Origin of the sequence: Massilia sp. CMS3.1, from assembly GCF_051262535.1 — a bacterium.
In the GTDB taxonomy this organism is placed as follows: domain Bacteria; phylum Pseudomonadota; class Gammaproteobacteria; order Burkholderiales; family Burkholderiaceae_D; genus Telluria.
The window spans coordinates 453885-468441 of sequence record NZ_JBIMES010000002.1 but is presented as its reverse complement, the minus strand read 5'-3'; the positions used below and the strand labels follow the sequence as shown (position 1 = coordinate 468441).

13 protein-coding genes are annotated in these 14557 nt (G+C 62.3%); 9 read left to right on the top strand and 4 right to left on the bottom strand.

All coding sequences use genetic code 11. The annotated features are described in order from the left end of the window. The first annotated feature begins 10 nt into the window (after positions 1 to 10). The 9 genes from ACHAC9_RS05805 to ACHAC9_RS05765 all read left to right on the top strand — a co-directional run bounded on the left by ACHAC9_RS05805 (position 11) and on the right by ACHAC9_RS05765 (position 10366). Positions 11 to 913, top strand: a complete 903-nt coding sequence (locus ACHAC9_RS05805; RefSeq protein WP_435758036.1) for an NAD kinase — start codon at positions 11 to 13, stop codon at positions 911 to 913. Between the two features lie 29 nt (positions 914 to 942). Next, entirely contained in the window at positions 943 to 2607 is a 1665-nt protein-coding gene (gene recN, locus ACHAC9_RS05800; RefSeq protein ID WP_435758034.1) for a DNA repair protein RecN, read from the top strand. 516 nt (positions 2608 to 3123) lie between these two features. Beyond that, a complete protein-coding gene (locus tag ACHAC9_RS05795) occupies positions 3124 to 3552 on the top strand; it encodes an organic hydroperoxide resistance protein (protein WP_435758032.1) in 429 nt (142 codons plus the stop codon). A gap of 182 nt (positions 3553 to 3734) precedes the next feature. After that, positions 3735 to 4838, top strand: coding sequence for a ferrochelatase (hemH, locus tag ACHAC9_RS05790; RefSeq protein ID WP_435758030.1), 1104 nt, complete (start codon positions 3735 to 3737; stop codon positions 4836 to 4838). 450 nt (positions 4839 to 5288) lie between these two features. After that, positions 5289 to 5840 carry a nucleotide exchange factor GrpE gene (gene grpE / locus ACHAC9_RS05785; protein WP_435758028.1) on the top strand — a complete coding sequence of 184 codons (552 nt, stop codon included), beginning with the start codon at positions 5289 to 5291 and terminating at the stop codon, positions 5838 to 5840. Between the two features lie 115 nt (positions 5841 to 5955). Then, positions 5956 to 7899, top strand: a complete 1944-nt coding sequence (gene dnaK, locus ACHAC9_RS05780) for a molecular chaperone DnaK (RefSeq protein ID WP_435758026.1) — start codon at positions 5956 to 5958, stop codon at positions 7897 to 7899. Between the two features lie 117 nt (positions 7900 to 8016). Continuing rightward, entirely contained in the window at positions 8017 to 9156 is a 1140-nt protein-coding gene (gene dnaJ, locus ACHAC9_RS05775) for a molecular chaperone DnaJ (protein ID WP_435758024.1), read from the top strand. A gap of 146 nt (positions 9157 to 9302) precedes the next feature. Next, on the top strand, positions 9303 to 9980 hold the full coding sequence (can, locus tag ACHAC9_RS05770) for a carbonate dehydratase (protein ID WP_435758022.1): 678 nt from the start codon (positions 9303 to 9305) through the stop codon (positions 9978 to 9980). Beyond that, positions 9977 to 10366: a nucleotide pyrophosphohydrolase gene (locus ACHAC9_RS05765; RefSeq protein ID WP_435758020.1), complete on the top strand. Its 390-nt coding sequence runs from the start codon at positions 9977 to 9979 to the stop codon at positions 10364 to 10366. The genes can and ACHAC9_RS05765 overlap by 4 nt, the downstream gene beginning before the upstream one ends. A gap of 61 nt (positions 10367 to 10427) precedes the next feature. Here the strand turns inward: ACHAC9_RS05765 and ACHAC9_RS05760 are convergent, their stop codons facing one another. The 4 genes from ACHAC9_RS05760 to uraH form a co-directional block, all read right to left on the bottom strand. Beyond that, positions 10428 to 12116, bottom strand: coding sequence for a carboxylesterase/lipase family protein (locus ACHAC9_RS05760; RefSeq protein WP_435758018.1), 1689 nt, complete (start codon positions 12114 to 12116; stop codon positions 10428 to 10430). Between the two features lie 164 nt (positions 12117 to 12280). Then, positions 12281 to 12592, bottom strand: coding sequence for a DUF4844 domain-containing protein (locus ACHAC9_RS05755; protein WP_435758016.1), 312 nt, complete (start codon positions 12590 to 12592; stop codon positions 12281 to 12283). A gap of 15 nt (positions 12593 to 12607) precedes the next feature. Further along, complete coding sequence (gene gabD / locus ACHAC9_RS05750; RefSeq protein ID WP_435758014.1) at positions 12608 to 14062, bottom strand: NADP-dependent succinate-semialdehyde dehydrogenase; 1455 nt, start codon at positions 14060 to 14062, stop codon at positions 12608 to 12610. A gap of 62 nt (positions 14063 to 14124) precedes the next feature. Further along, entirely contained in the window at positions 14125 to 14535 is a 411-nt protein-coding gene (gene uraH, locus ACHAC9_RS05745) for a hydroxyisourate hydrolase (RefSeq protein ID WP_435758012.1), read from the bottom strand. Positions 14536 to 14557: the final 22 nt, after the last annotated feature.

Below are 14557 nucleotides of genomic sequence, written 5' to 3'. Positions count from 1 at the left end.
GAGAGACCTTATGCCCGCTACACCCGAATCGCAATCCATCATCGCGCTGGTGGTGCGGCAGAACACGGCCGGCATCGAAGAACCGGTCGCCAGCATCGTCGCCTTCCTGCAGGAAACCGGGCACCGCGTCGTGTTCGAGCTCGATACCGCCGCCCACCTCGGCATGCCGGACGTCGAGACGATGACGGTCGCCGAGATCGGCGCGCAGGTGCCGCTGGTCATCGTCATGGGCGGCGACGGCACGATGCTCGGCATCGCGCGCCAGCTCGCGAAATATGATATCGCGCTGATCGGCATTAACCTCGGCCGGCTCGGTTTTATTACCGATATTTCGGTCGACCGCATGCTGCCGGCGCTGGGCGAAATCCTGAAAGGCAAGGCCACCACCGAAAAACGCACCCTGCTCGAGGGGCGCGTCATACGCGCCGGCGAGATGATCCATTGCGGCGTGGCCGTCAACGACATCGTCGTGGCGCGCGGCAGCGGCGCCGGCATGGTCGAGCTGCGCGTGACGGTCGACGGCCATTTCATGTACAACCAGCGTTCGGACGGCCTGATCGTCTCGACGCCGACCGGTTCCACCGCCTACGCGCTGTCGGCGGGTGGGCCATTGCTGCACCCGAGCCTGCAAGGCATCGTGCTGGTGCCGATCGCCCCGCACGCGCTGTCGAACCGGCCGATCGCGATTCCCGACACCAGCGAGATCGTGGTCGAGATCGTCAGCGGACGCGACACCTCGGTGAATTTCGATATGCAGACCTTCGCCTCGCTGCAGCATGGCGACGAAATCGTCATCTCGCGCTCGCCGAACACCATCACCTTCCTGCACCCGGAAGGCTGGAGCTACTACCACACGCTGCGCGAGAAGCTGCACTGGCACGAATATCCGTCGAACGACGGCAAGCTCAAATAAAATTCCACCTCCGGGAGACCCCTCTTTTCATGCTGCGCACACTGACCATCCGCGACTTCGTCATCGTCGACGCCATCGAACTCGAATTCGCCCGTGGATTCTCGGTCCTCACCGGCGAGACCGGCGCGGGTAAATCGATCCTGATCGATGCGCTGCAGCTGGCCCTGGGCGGGCGCGGCGATGCCAGCATGGTGCGCGAAGGCGCGGCCAAGGCCGACATCAGCGCCGACTTCGCGCTGACCGAAGCGGCCACGGGCTGGCTCGAGCAGCACGAGTTTGCCGTTGATGAGGGCGGGGCGCTGCTGCGCCGCGTGATCGACAACGCCGGCCGCTCGAAGGCCTATATCAACGGCATCGCCGCCACCGCCGGCCAGCTGCGCGAGCTGGGCGAGCTGCTGGTCGACATCCACGGCCAGCACGCACACCAGTCTCTGTTGAAATCGGACGCCCAGCGCGCCCTGCTCGATAATCAAATTTCCGTGCGCGACCCGACGGCTGCCGCTGAAGCCCAGGAAGTCGCCATCGCCTGGCGCGCCTGGCGTGCGTTGTCGCGCCAGCGCGAAGAATACGAATCGAATGCGAAGAATGTGCTGATCGAGCGCGAGCGCCTCGAGTGGCAGGTCAGCGAGCTCGATAAGCTGGCGCCGAAAGCGGGCGAGTGGCTTGACATCACCAACGAGCACAGCCGACTGTCGCATGCCGCCAGCCTGATCGAAGGCGCGCAGGAAGCGCTGGCGGCGGTGTCCGAATCCGACCACCCGATCCTGTCGCAGCTGTCCTCACTCAATACCAAGCTCGGCAAACTGGTCGATGTCGACGCCGAACTGCAGACCGTGCTCGACTGCATGGAGCCGGCCCGCATCCAGCTGCAGGAAGCGGTCTATGCGCTGAACACCTACATCGACAAGATCGAGCTCGACCCGGACCGCCTGCGCGAAGTCGACGCCCGCATGGACGCCCTGCACAGCGCTGCCCGCAAATACCGCGTCACGCCGGAAGAGCTGCACGAAGAACACGCGGCACTGGCGACCAAGCTGAGACAGCTGGCCGACGCCACCGACATCGAAGGCTTGAAACGCCAGGAAGCGAAGGCGGAAGCGGCCTACCGCAAGGTGGCCGACCGTTTGTCGGCGCGGCGTATTGCTGCGGCTAAGTTGCTGAGCGAGCAGGTCACGAATGCGATGCAGGAGCTGAGCATGGGCGGCGGGCGTTTCGAAGTGGGGCTGAATCCTGGCGAGCCGGGCGCGCATGGGCTCGAGATCGTTGAATTCCTGGTTGCCGGCCATGCCGGCGTCGTACCGCGTCCGCTGGCAAAGGTCGCCTCGGGCGGCGAGCTGGCGCGTATCTCACTCGCCATCTCCGTGATTACCTCGAACGCCACCACCACGCCGACCCTGATTTTCGACGAGGTCGACAGCGGCATCGGCGGCGGCGTCGCCGAAGTGGTGGGGCGTTTGCTGAAGCGCCTGGGCCAGGAACGGCAGGTGCTGTGCGTGACCCACTTGCCGCAGGTGGCGAGCCAGGCGAACCAGCATTTCCAGGTGGCCAAGGGCACGACCGGCGAGGGCCGTACGGTCTCGCGTATCGAGGTGCTGAATAGCCGCGCGCGCGTGGAAGAGGTGGCGCGCATGCTGGGCGGGATCGAGATTACGGAGACGACGAGGAAGCATGCAAGGGAGCTACTGGCGTCTTGAACGTGGCGGCAGTAACCGGTTTTGCAGGGTGGGCACTCTGTGCCCACGCGGTTACGTACGCATCAAGAATCGTTGGCTCATCAACGTCGCTCGTTAGCGAGTGCTGGGCACAAAGCCAGTCTTTCCGAATCAGGTACCTGAGGAAGGTGAAACTGCAGGGCGCAGTTTCCTTGCGCGACAAGTTTCAGGCTCCAGCCGGAATTTCTCTGCCAAGGATATTGCATACCCAGGCGTCCTGCGAATCCGCGCAACCTCATCCGCATTGAGCCGAATGCTCACCTGGTATGGGCCAACACCCCCGGCCACGCAGGTCAGTACCCAATCGTCGCCGTATCTGAAAACGACGAAATTCCAAGCTTGTTCCGCCAGCACTTCAGCGCGCATCGAAGCTCCTCTTTACTGTTGGGCGTCACATAAATTTCCAGCTTATTCCGCTGGGTCGGGTTACCTCTACCGAGCGCTCCACTACTTCCGCATCTGCCACAATTCCCCTCCAACCCAACCACGGAGGTTCGCATGAGCATCGACAAAGTCCTGTACCGCGCCAAGGCCACTTCGCAGGGCGGCCGCGAAGGTAGTTCGCGCAGCGACAACGGCGTGCTGGACGTCACACTGACGACGCCGAAGGAACTTGGCGGCAATGGCGCCACCGGCACTAATCCCGAGCAACTGTTTGCTGCCGGCTATTCTGCCTGCTTTCTCGGCGCGCTGAAATTCGTCGCCGGCCAGGCGAAGGTGACGCTGCCGCAAGAGTTGACGGTGACCGGCGAAGTCGGCATCGGCCAGATCCCGACCGGTTTCGGCATCGAGGTCGATCTGGCGATTCACGGCCCCGGCATGGAGCAACAGCAGTTGCAGGGACTGGTCGACAAGGCCCACATAGTCTGCCCGTATTCGAATGCCACACGCAACAACATCGATGTGCGGTTGAAGGTAACAACGTAACAAGGCATCAGCACCGACCGCCGCCCCAGCGGCGTTCACGCAGCAAGCCGTGGCGGTTGCGATACGCTGCTACGGCAACAACGTTGCCAAACGGCTGACTTAGCACGCCATTCGTAAATATCCGCTCGACGGCCTAAGCAGCACACATATAATGGGGACCCCCTGCCGCCTCCTGTTTGCTCATGCCCTTCCGAAAAGAACCTGGTCACACGCACGGCATTCCTGCCCGTAGCGCCATCGTGTTAGTCAATCTCGGCACGCCCGATGCGCCCACCCGGTCTGCAGTGAAACGCTACCTGAAACAATTCCTGTCCGATCCGCGTGTGGTCGAGATTCCGCGCCTGGTGTGGTGGTTCATCCTGAACCTGATCATCCTGCCGTTCCGCTCCGGCGCCTCGGCCAAAAAGTATCAAATGATCTGGACCCGCGAGGGGTCGCCCCTGAAAGTGCACACGCAAAAGCAGGCGGACCTGCTGGCCGAAGCGCTCCAGGAGCGCGGCCATGAAGGCGTGCAGGTGCGCATGGCGATGCGCTACGGCTCGCCGTCGCTGGCGGACGTGCTCGATGAGCTGAAGGCGCAAAACTGCGACCGCATCGCGGTCTTGCCGGCTTATCCGCAATATTCCGGCACCACAACGGCCTCGATCTGGGATGCCGTGTTCGCCCACTACAAGGACGTGCGCAACGTGCCCGAGCTGCGCCTGATCAAGCACTATCACGACCATGACGGCTATATCGACGCGCTGCACGATACCGTGCTGGCGCACTGGGAAGCGCACGGCCGCGGCGGGAAGCTGGTGATGAGTTTCCACGGCGTGCCGAAGCGTACGCTGATGCTCGGTGACCCCTATTTTTGCGAATGCCAGAAGACGGCGCGCCTGCTGGCCACGCGCCTGCGCTTGTCGCAGGACGAGTACGTCGTCACTTTCCAGTCACGTTTCGGCAAGGCCGAGTGGCTGCAGCCGTACACGGCGCCGACCGTGCAGGAACTGGCGCGCCAAGGTGTCCAGCGCGTCGATGTGATCTGCCCCGGTTTCACCAGCGACTGCCTGGAAACCCTGGAAGAGATCTCGATGGAAGTGAAGCACGATTTCGAAAGCGCGGGCGGCAAGGAGTTTCACTATATTCCTTGCCTGAACGAGTCGCCGACCTGGATCGTGGGTCTTGCTGAAATCACTGAACAGCACCTGATCGGCTGGCCGACCATGATGAGCCCATCGCAGCGCGACGCCGAGCGGCGCGATGCGGATCTCGGACGCGAGAATGCGCTGCGCTTGGGTGCCTGAGGCTGCGCTGGTCTCGACTGCCGCAGGTAATAGCCCGACATGCGCTCAGAAACTGCCTACGGCTTGTCGCTCGACCCTACCCGCAGCTCAGCCTGCTAAAATGGCATGTTTTAACGGCATGCTCAATACCCCGCCGTAGCAAATGCACGCTACCGCAAGCGCGGTGTAGACCACGACGGCGCTGCTGATCAACTGCAATTTCATGGTGGCTCCCTTGGCCTGGTTCTGGTTCGAATGACGTCGTGTCGCGTCTTGAGAGCATGGTAGAACTTCGGGCCCAGTAAAGAATCAGCTCATCGGTAAATGGTGTAACAAACGTTGTCAGACTTTCTGCCGACATCTGTGCAATACCCCTTGAAAATGTAGGAGATCGCCCAATATGCGGCGCTGTACGACGAGGTGTGTCCGTCTCATTATTCAGCCAAGTATTTGATTTCAGGAGTCTTTTCGATGCACGATCAAGAAAATCCAGAGGTGATTCCCCAGCCAGAGGGCGACGCCGTAAACGCCGACCCGGCAGCTGCCGCCCAGGCAACCGGCGAACCCGGCCTCGAAGAACAGCTGAGCGCGACCGAAGCGAAGCTGGCTGAAATGCACGACGCGTTCATGCGTGCCAAGGCCGATGCCGAAAATATTCGCCGCCGCGCCCAGGAAGACGTCAGCAAGGCCCATAAATTTGCGATCGAAAGTTTTGCAGAAGCCATGGTGCCGGTGCGTGACAGCCTGGAAATGGCCTTGAAGGTCGAGACCCCGACGGTCGAATCGATCAAGGAAGGCGTCGAGATGACGCTCAGGCAGCTCACCGCCGCGTTCGAAAAGAACCGCCTGGTCGAAGTAATGCCGGCGCCGGGCGACAAGCTCGATCCGAACAAGCACCAGGCCGTCGCTGTCGTGCCGGCCGACCAGGAAGCCAACACCGTGGTCAATGTTTTGCAAAAGGGTTACATGATTGCCGACCGTCTGTTGCGTCCGGCTATCGTCACTGCGGCACAAGCAAAATAAGAAAAACATCCTGTGCTAAGGGGCAATGCCCCGGATGGCCGGCCCCTTGAAAGTGCACAGTTTTTCCCAATATTCAAATACATCCGAATCTTAGTAAATTAAAAGGAACAAAATCATGGGCAGAATCATCGGTATCGACCTGGGCACCACCAACTCGTGCGTTGCGATCATGGAGAACGGCCAGCCAAAGGTCATTGAAAACGCGGAAGGCGCGCGTACCACGCCGTCGATCATCGCTTACCAGGAAGATGGCGAGATCCTCGTCGGAGCACCTGCGAAACGCCAGGCTGTCACCAACCCGAAGAACACCCTGTTCGCCGTCAAGCGCCTCATCGGCCGCAAGTACGACGAGAAGGAAGTTCAAAAAGACATCTCGCTGATGCCGTATGCGATCGTCAAGGCCGACAATGGCGACGCCTGGATCGGCGTGCGCGACAAGAAGCTGGCGGCCCAGCAGGTCTCGGCTGAAATCCTGCGCAAGATGAAGAAGACCGCCGAAGACTACCTCGGCGAAGAAGTCACCGAAGCGGTCATCACCGTGCCGGCCTACTTCAACGACTCGCAGCGCCAGGCAACCAAGGACGCCGGCCGCATCGCGGGCCTGGACGTCAAGCGCATCATCAACGAGCCGACCGCGGCCGCGCTGGCTTTCGGCCTGGACAAGACCGACAAGGGCGACCGCAAGATCGCCGTGTATGACCTCGGCGGCGGCACCTTCGACGTGTCGATCATCGAAATCGCGGATGTCGATGGCGAGAAGCAGTTCGAAGTGCTGTCGACCAACGGCGACACCTTCCTCGGCGGCGAAGACTTCGACCAGCGCATCATCGATTACATCATCGACGAATTCAAGAAGATCAACGGCCTCGACCTGTCGAAAGACGCGATCGCCCTGCAGCGCATCAAGGCATCGGCCGAGCGCGCGAAGATCGAACTGTCGTCGTCGCAGCAGACCGAAATCAACGAGCCGTACATCGCCATGGCGAACGGCGCGCCGGTCCACCTGAACCTGAAAATGACCCGCGCCAAGCTCGAGTCGCTGGTTGAGGAACTGATCGCCCGCACCATCGAGCCATGCCGCATCGCGATCAAGGATGCAGGCGTGAAGGTCTCGGACATCGACGACATCATTCTGGTCGGCGGCATGACGCGCATGCCGAAGGTGCAGGAAAAAGTCAAAGAGTTCTTCGGCAAGGATGCACGCAAGGACGTGAACCCGGACGAAGCCGTCGCTGTCGGCGCCGCCATCCAGGGCTCGGTCCTGTCGGGCGAACGCAAGGACTTGCTGCTGCTGGACGTCACGCCTTTGTCGCTGGGTATCGAGACCCTGGGCGGCGTGATGACCAAGATGATTCACAAGAACACCACGATCCCGACCAAGTTCTCGCAGGTGTTCTCGACCGCCGACGACAACCAGCCAGCGGTCACCATCAAGGTGTATCAGGGCGAGCGTGAAATCGCGGCCGGCAACAAGGGCCTGGGCGAATTCAATCTCGAGGGTATCCCGCCAGCATCGCGCGGCACCCCACAGATCGAAGTGACCTTCGACATCGACGCCAACGGCATCCTGCACGTCGGCGCGAAAGACAAGGCCACCGGCAAGGAAAACAAGATCACCATCAAGGCGAACTCGGGTCTGACCGAAGCCGAGATCCAGAAGATGGTGAAGGACGCCGAGCTGAACGCCGAAGAAGACAAGAAGGTCAAGGAACTGGCCGAGTCGCGCAACCAGGCCGACGCGCTGGTGCACTCGACGCGCAAGTCGCTGACCGAATATGGCGACAAGCTGGAAGCGGGCGAGAAGGAAGCGATCGAAGCGGCCATCAATGATCTGGAAGGCTCGATCAAGTCCGGCGACAAGGCTGACATCGACAACAAGACGGCGGCCCTGACGACCGCTGCGCAAAAGCTGGGCGAGAAGATGTACGCCGACATGCAGGCGCAGCAGGCAGGCGGTCCGGGCGCTGAAGGTGGCGCACAGCAGGGCGGTGCTGAATCGGGCGCCCAGGCGGACGACGTCGTCGATGCCGACTTCAAGGAAGTGAAAGACGCGAAGTAATTTTTCGCGTACCGGAAGGTTTCGACCTTTTTGGAACGACCGGGCCGGTGCATTTTTTGCGCGGCTCGGTTTTTTTACTCAGACAGTTTGATTCAGTAGACAACAGCAAGGTGCCCAATGGCAAAGCGTGATTTTTACGAGATCCTTGGGGTCGCAAAGGGTGCTTCGGAAGAAGAGATCAAGAAGTCTTATCGCAAGCTGGCGATGAAGTACCACCCTGACCGCAACCCGGACAACAAGGAAGCGGAAGAGAAGTTCAAGGAGGTCAAAGAGGCCTACGAGATGCTGACCAATCCGGAGAAGCGCGAGGCCTATGACCGTTACGGTCACGCTGGCGTCGATCCGAACATGGGTGGCGGTGGCGGCTTCGGCGGTGCCGGCGCCGGTGGTTTCGGCGATGCCTTTGGCGATATCTTCGGCGACATCTTCGGCGGCGGCGCTCGAGGCGGACGCGGCGGCGGCGGACCGCAGGTCTACCGCGGCGCCGACCTGCGCTACAACCTCGAGATCACGCTCGAGCAGGCGGCCAACGGCTTCGACACGACGATTCGCGTGCCGAGCTGGGACAAGTGCGACACCTGTCACGGCAGCGGCGCCAAGCCGGGCACCCAGCCGGTCACCTGCACCACTTGCGCCGGTCACGGCCAGGTGCGCATGCAGCAGGGCTTCTTCAGCATCCAGCAGACCTGCCCGAAGTGCCACGGCAGCGGCAAGATGATTCCTGAGCCGTGCGCAGCCTGCAGCGGCGCCGGACGCATCAAGCGCAACAAGACGCTGGAAGTCAAGATTCCGGCCGGTATCGACAACGGCATGCGCATCCGCTCGACCGGCAACGGCGAACCGGGTACGAATGGCGGACCGTCGGGCGACTTGTACGTCGAGATCCACATCAAGCCGCACGCGGTGTTCCAGCGCGAAGGCGACGACCTGCATTGCGAAATGCCGATCTCGTTCACCAAGGCAGCCATCGGCGGCGAAATCGAAGTGCCTACGCTGACCGGCAAGGTCTCGTTCACGGTGCCGGAAGGCACGCAGACCGGTAAAACCTTCCGCCTGAAGGGCAAAGGCATCAAGGGCGTGCGTTCGGGCTATGCGGGAGATTTGTTCTGCCACATGATCGTCGAAACCCCGGTCAAGCTCACCGACAAGCAGAAAGACCTGCTGCGCGAGTTCGACCGCCTGACCACCGAAGGTGGTGGCAAGCACAGCCCGCAAAGCAAGGGCTGGATGGATAAAGTGAAAGACTTCTTCGAATAAGAACCTGCACCAGAACCGCCGGGTGGCGCGAGCCCTCGGCGGTTTTTTTTCGCCGGTACGATCTTGGTGTTGCGTTTACAATACGGGATTCTCACCAAACGTCACGGCATCTGGCGTGTCGTGGCACGCACCAATAGGGGAAAGCATTGGAAAACAAGACCACTGGCCTGACGGCTACCGATCTGTTCGAACGCAACCGCAAGTGGGCAGCGTCGATGATCGAGGAAGACCCGAATTTCTTCAAATCGCTGGCTGCCCAACAAGCTCCGGAATACCTGTGGATCGGCTGCTCGGACAGCCGCGTGCCGGCCAACGAGTTGCTCGGCATGGCGCCGGGCGAACTGTTCGTGCACCGGAATATCGCCAACGTCGTCGTCCATTCCGACCTGAACTGCCTCTCCGTGTTGCAGTTCGCGATCGACGTCTTGAAGGTCAAGCACATCATCATCTGCGGCCATTACGGCTGCTCGGGCGTGCATGCGGCCCTGACCAATACCCGGGTCGGGCTGGCCGACAATTGGCTGGGCCATGTGCGCGATGTGCGCGACAAGCATGGCAAATACCTGGGCAACGTGGCCGGCGTGTCGGCGACGAACCGGCTGGTCGAACTGAACGTGGCCGAACAGGTGATCAACGTGGCCCAGACCCCGATCCTGCGCGACGCGTGGGAGCGCGGCCAGCCGATCACCATCCACAGCTGGGTGTATGGCGTGCACGACGGCCTGCTGCGCGACCTCGGCATCACGGTCAGCAGCTTCGAGGAAATCGCGCCCAAGCTCGCGGTCGTGCTCGACGGCTACCGCGACCGTGGGGAAGACCTGTGAGCGATTCGGCCGGGCAGGGCGACTTGGCTCGCCTGCGCGAGCTGGTCCGCGTGTTCGTGAACGAGCGCGACTGGGACCAGTTCCACACGCCGAAGAACCTGTCGTCGGCGCTGTCGGTCGAGGCGGCCGAGCTGCTCGAACACTTCCAGTGGCTGCAGCATGGCCGCGTGGACGAACTCGGCGCCGACAAGCTGATTCAGGTGCGCCACGAGATGGCCGATGTGCTGGTGTATCTGGTGCGCCTGGCGGATAAACTCGATGTCGACCTGATGGCGGCGGTCGAAGACAAGATGGTCCTCAATCGCGCCAAGTACCCCGCCGACAAAGTGCGCGGGGACGCGCGCAAGTATGACGAGTACAAGGATCACGAGTACAAGGATGCTTGATCTGCTTGGCTGCCGCTCAAAAAAAAGCCCGCCGAAGCGGGCTGTTGACTTTAACGAGCCATCAGAAGCTCACGATGCTGCCCCAGGCACTCGAGCACTTGTGATCCGTGTCGAAGGTGCTCAAGGCTTTCACACCCCCGCCTGAGGCAACGTCCAGCCCCAGGACCGTGGATGGCCCCGTAAACGCCGGCCAGCTCGCCGGCACCTCGCCACCGCTGTTCGGATTCCCCGTCTTCGCAAAATTGGTCCAGTAGCGCGTCATCGCCGTCTGCAGCGCGCGCCGCTCGTCGTTGCCGAGGTCTCCCAGGTTGTACAGGTATTGCAGATCATACGAGTGCGCGGCGCCCTGCGGGAAGCTCAGGTAGTAGCGGCCGTTGGCCACGCCGACGGTCGGCAGGGCGGTCTGGTCGCGGAATTCGTACATCCAGACCGGCGAACCCTGGGTGGCGACGCGCTGTGAGGTGCGCAAGGCCGGGCAGGAGAAGCCGAGGTCGGTTGCCAGGCTGGAGGCGGCCAGACTCGGCTGCGTCGCCGGATTCGCGCCGTAGTTCGTCAATGGATAGAAGCGGGTGATCACGTCGTTGACGTTGACACCGGATCCCGCGGTCAAGCCGGCGATCGTCGGCGCATAGCCGGCGGCCGGCAGCGAGAAGCTCGTGTTGGCCGGATCGAAGTTCGATGCCGCTGCCCTGCGGGCGGCCTCGTTAATGGCGATGTACAACGAATATTCGTCTTCGTTGGTGCCGTTCACCACCGGTACCTTGATGTTCTCGCCTGCGAGGAAGGTCGCCTTGACCGACTTCGTCAGCACTTTTCCATCGACCGACGGCACCATGATCGGCAAGGCGGTGCTGATCGCGGTTGCAAGATGGGTGCGGATCACCGCATCGGGCAGGCTGCGCAGGCATGCGGCCGTGACCGCCGCGCCCGGGGCGCAATTAATCCCGGTGACGCCCGCGTTTCTCGCGGCATTGATCGCCGTGTCGACGATGGCGCCGCTGACGGCCCCCATCTGCGCCGCACTCAACTGGCGGTCATTGCCGTAATTGCCGCTCTGGATCATGGCCTTGTTGAACAGGCCCTTCGAACCAGGCGAGGCAAGATGGGTCATCACGCTGAAGCCACCGGCCGATTCGCCGAATACCGTGACGTTGTTCTTGTCGCCCGCGAACTGGACTATATTGTCCTGTACCCATTTCAAGGCCGCCTGCTGGTCCATGATGCCGTAATTGCCCGCAGCGCCATCCACGGCCAGGGTCGGGTGCGCGAGGAAGCCCATGGCGCCGAGGCGGTAGGCGACGTTCACCACGATTACGCCCTTGTTCACGAGTGGCGACGGGTCCGCATAGACCGAGGCGCCGCCCGTATTGAAGGCGCCGCCATGCAGGTTGACCATGACCGGGAAGGGGCCCAGTCCCGTTGGCGCGTGCACGTCCAGATACAGGCAGTCTTCGCTGTCGCCGCTCAAGCGGAACGGGCTGGCGCTGGTCTGCAGGCAGGGCGCCGCCGAGCGGGTGGCCGCCAGCGTCGTGGTCCATGGTTGCGCCGCCGCCGGTGCCGTCCAGCGCCGTTCGCCGGTTGGGGGCGCCGCGAACGGGATGGCGAAGTAGCTGCGCATGCCGAGGCGGTCGATGGCCCTGACCTCGCCGCCGGCAGTGCGCACGACATCCATGGCGCTGCTCGGGTCCGAGTAATCGCCGCCGCAGGCGGCAAGTACGGCAACGGCGCCCGCTGTGAGCACGGTTTTCATACGACGGGGGGAATTCGACGTTTTCTTTTTCACTGACTGTCTCCGTTTTTTGTTGGCGTCAAGCCGCCATTGGTGGGACACAATCGAATGGGAGGCAACAGGTCAACCCGATTTGATTATGATCAATTGATCATAGCGGGTTATTGAACGGCGGAGTAGATACACTAGCGGCGATGCAATCCGAGCACGCCGTCCGAGCTGTCGATCCCAAGCATGTCCATCAGCTTTTCGAGCTCTCCGCCAATCAGCTCGCGCACTGCGGCATCTTCATCCGCAACCTGCTCCAGCGTCTTCTGAAACTGCTTCATCACCCAGAATTTGGTCGGATGCGCTTCTATCCCCGCCAGCAAGGTGTCGACCAGCTGCTCCAGCTCGCGTGTCGGGCAGTGGGCCCGATACGCCCGCAAGCTGGCGAGCACCCGCGCTACGATGAACAGGGGCGCATCGACGACGTATGAAAGCGGGTTATCCACCATTTAACCCGGCGCCATCTACACGCCGCCCATGCAGATGTACTTGACGACCAGGTAATCGTCCATCCCGTAGATCGAGCCTTCACGTCCCAGGCCCGACTGCTTGACGCCGCCGAAGGGCGCCACTTCGGTCGAAATCAAGCCGGTATTCACGCCCACCATGCCGGTCTCGATCTGCTCGGCCACGCGCCAGACACGGCCGATGTCGCGCGAATAGAAATACGAGGCCAGGCCGAACTCGGTGTCGTTCGCCAGCGCGATCACTTCGTCTTCGCTTGTAAAGCGGAACAGCGGCGCCAGCGGGCCGAAGGTTTCTTCGCGTGCCACCGCCATGCTTGATGTCACGTCCGCCAGCACGGTCGGCTGGAAGAAGCTGTGGCCGAGTTCATGGCGCTTGCCTCCCAGCAGCAGGCGCGCGCCCTTGCCGAGCGCGTCGGCGATGTGCTGCTCGACTTTCACGACCGCCTTTTCTTCGATCAGCGGCCCCTGGTTCACGCCGGCCTCGACGCCATTTCCGACTTTTAATTGTCTGACCGCCGCGACCAGCTTCTCGGCAAATGCTTCGTAGACGCCATCCTGCACATAAATCCGGTTGGCGCAGACGCAGGTCTGGCCGGCATTGCGGTATTTCGAGGCGATCGCGCCTTCGACTGCGGCGTCGAGATCGGCGTCGTCGAACACGATGAAGGAGGCGTTGCCGCCCAGTTCCAGCGAGATCTTCTTGATCGTCGGCGCGCATTGCTCCATCAACAGGCGCCCGACTGCGGTCGAACCAGTAAAGCTGAGTTTGCGCACCAGCGGGTTGCCCGTCATTTCGCCGCCGATCGCCTTGGAGTCGCCGATTACGACGCTGAACACGCCTTTCGGGACGCCGGCGCGCTCGGCCAGCACGGCCAGGGCGAGGGCGGAATAGGGCGTCAATTCGGCCGGTTTCAGGACGATCGGGCAGCCGGCTGCCAGCGCCGGCGCCACCTTGCGGGTGATCATCGCGGCCGGGAAGTTCCAGGGCGTGATCGCCGCGCAGACGCCGATCGGCTCCTTGGTGACGACGATGCGGCGGTCCGGCCAGGGCGATTGCAGCGTTTCGCCGGCGACGCGTTTTGCTTCTTCGCCGAACCACTCGAAGAACGAGGCCGCGTACGCGACTTCGCCCTTGGCCTCAAGCAGGGGTTTGCCCTGTTCGGCCGTCATCAGGAGCGCCAGGTCGTCGGCGTTTTCCAGCATCAGGTCGTTCCACTTGCGCAGGACCAGGCTGCGCTCGCGCGCTGTTTTCTTGCGCCAGGCGGGCCAGGCGGCGGCCGCGGCGTCGATTGCGCGCCGGGTTTCCTGGGCGCCCATGTGGGGCACCGTGCCCAGCTTCTCGCCGGTCGCCGGGTTGATCACGTCGACCGTGGACGCATCGTTGGCATCGCACCACTCGCCGTCGATATAAGCTTGCTGGCGCAGTAGCGTGGGGTCTTTCAAAGTCAGCATGGGGGAATCCTCGTTGGCATTTATTGACGTTCGGTCCCCCATGGTAGACCTTTTTCGGGGCCTCAGTTGCCGCGGTAGGTCGAGTAGCCGTACGGGCTCAGCAGCAGCGGGATGTGGTAGTGCTGGGCCGTATTCTCGACCTTGAATTCGACCGGGATCTGATCGAAAAAGCTTGGCTGGCGCAGGCGCGCGTAGTGCTCGCCGGTTTTAAAAACGATGCGGTAGGCACCCGCCGTCAGTGGCTTGCCGGCCGGATAGAGGGCGCGCACGCGGCCCTGGGCGTCGGTCACCGCGCTGCCGAGCGCACGCCATTCCAGGCCGTCGCGCTGCTCGAGGGTGACGGCGACGCGTGATGCCGGCTGGCCGCTTTGCAGGTCGAGGATGTGGACGCTGAGCGGGTTGTCGGCCGCGGCGGCATGCAGGCAAGCGCTCATCAGGGTGGCGGCGAGGAAGGTGCGGGCGATGGTTTTCATGTTGACAGTCCTTGGGTGGATG

Coding starts and splice junctions, on each gene's coding strand:
- ACHAC9_RS05805 (WP_435758036.1), top strand. CDS start 11: ATGCCCGCTACACCCGAATCGCAATCCATCATCGCGCTGGTGGTGCGG.
- recN (WP_435758034.1), top strand. CDS start 943: ATGCTGCGCACACTGACCATCCGCGACTTCGTCATCGTCGACGCCATC.
- ACHAC9_RS05795 (WP_435758032.1), top strand. CDS start 3,124: ATGAGCATCGACAAAGTCCTGTACCGCGCCAAGGCCACTTCGCAGGGC.
- hemH (WP_435758030.1), top strand. CDS start 3,735: ATGCCCTTCCGAAAAGAACCTGGTCACACGCACGGCATTCCTGCCCGT.
- grpE (WP_435758028.1), top strand. CDS start 5,289: ATGCACGATCAAGAAAATCCAGAGGTGATTCCCCAGCCAGAGGGCGAC.
- dnaK (WP_435758026.1), top strand. CDS start 5,956: ATGGGCAGAATCATCGGTATCGACCTGGGCACCACCAACTCGTGCGTT.
- dnaJ (WP_435758024.1), top strand. CDS start 8,017: ATGGCAAAGCGTGATTTTTACGAGATCCTTGGGGTCGCAAAGGGTGCT.
- ACHAC9_RS05760 (WP_435758018.1), bottom strand. CDS start 12,116: ATGAAAACCGTGCTCACAGCGGGCGCCGTTGCCGTACTTGCCGCCTGC.
- ACHAC9_RS05755 (WP_435758016.1), bottom strand. CDS start 12,592: ATGGTGGATAACCCGCTTTCATACGTCGTCGATGCGCCCCTGTTCATC.
- gabD (WP_435758014.1), bottom strand. CDS start 14,062: ATGCTGACTTTGAAAGACCCCACGCTACTGCGCCAGCAAGCTTATATC.
- uraH (WP_435758012.1), bottom strand. CDS start 14,535: ATGAAAACCATCGCCCGCACCTTCCTCGCCGCCACCCTGATGAGCGCT.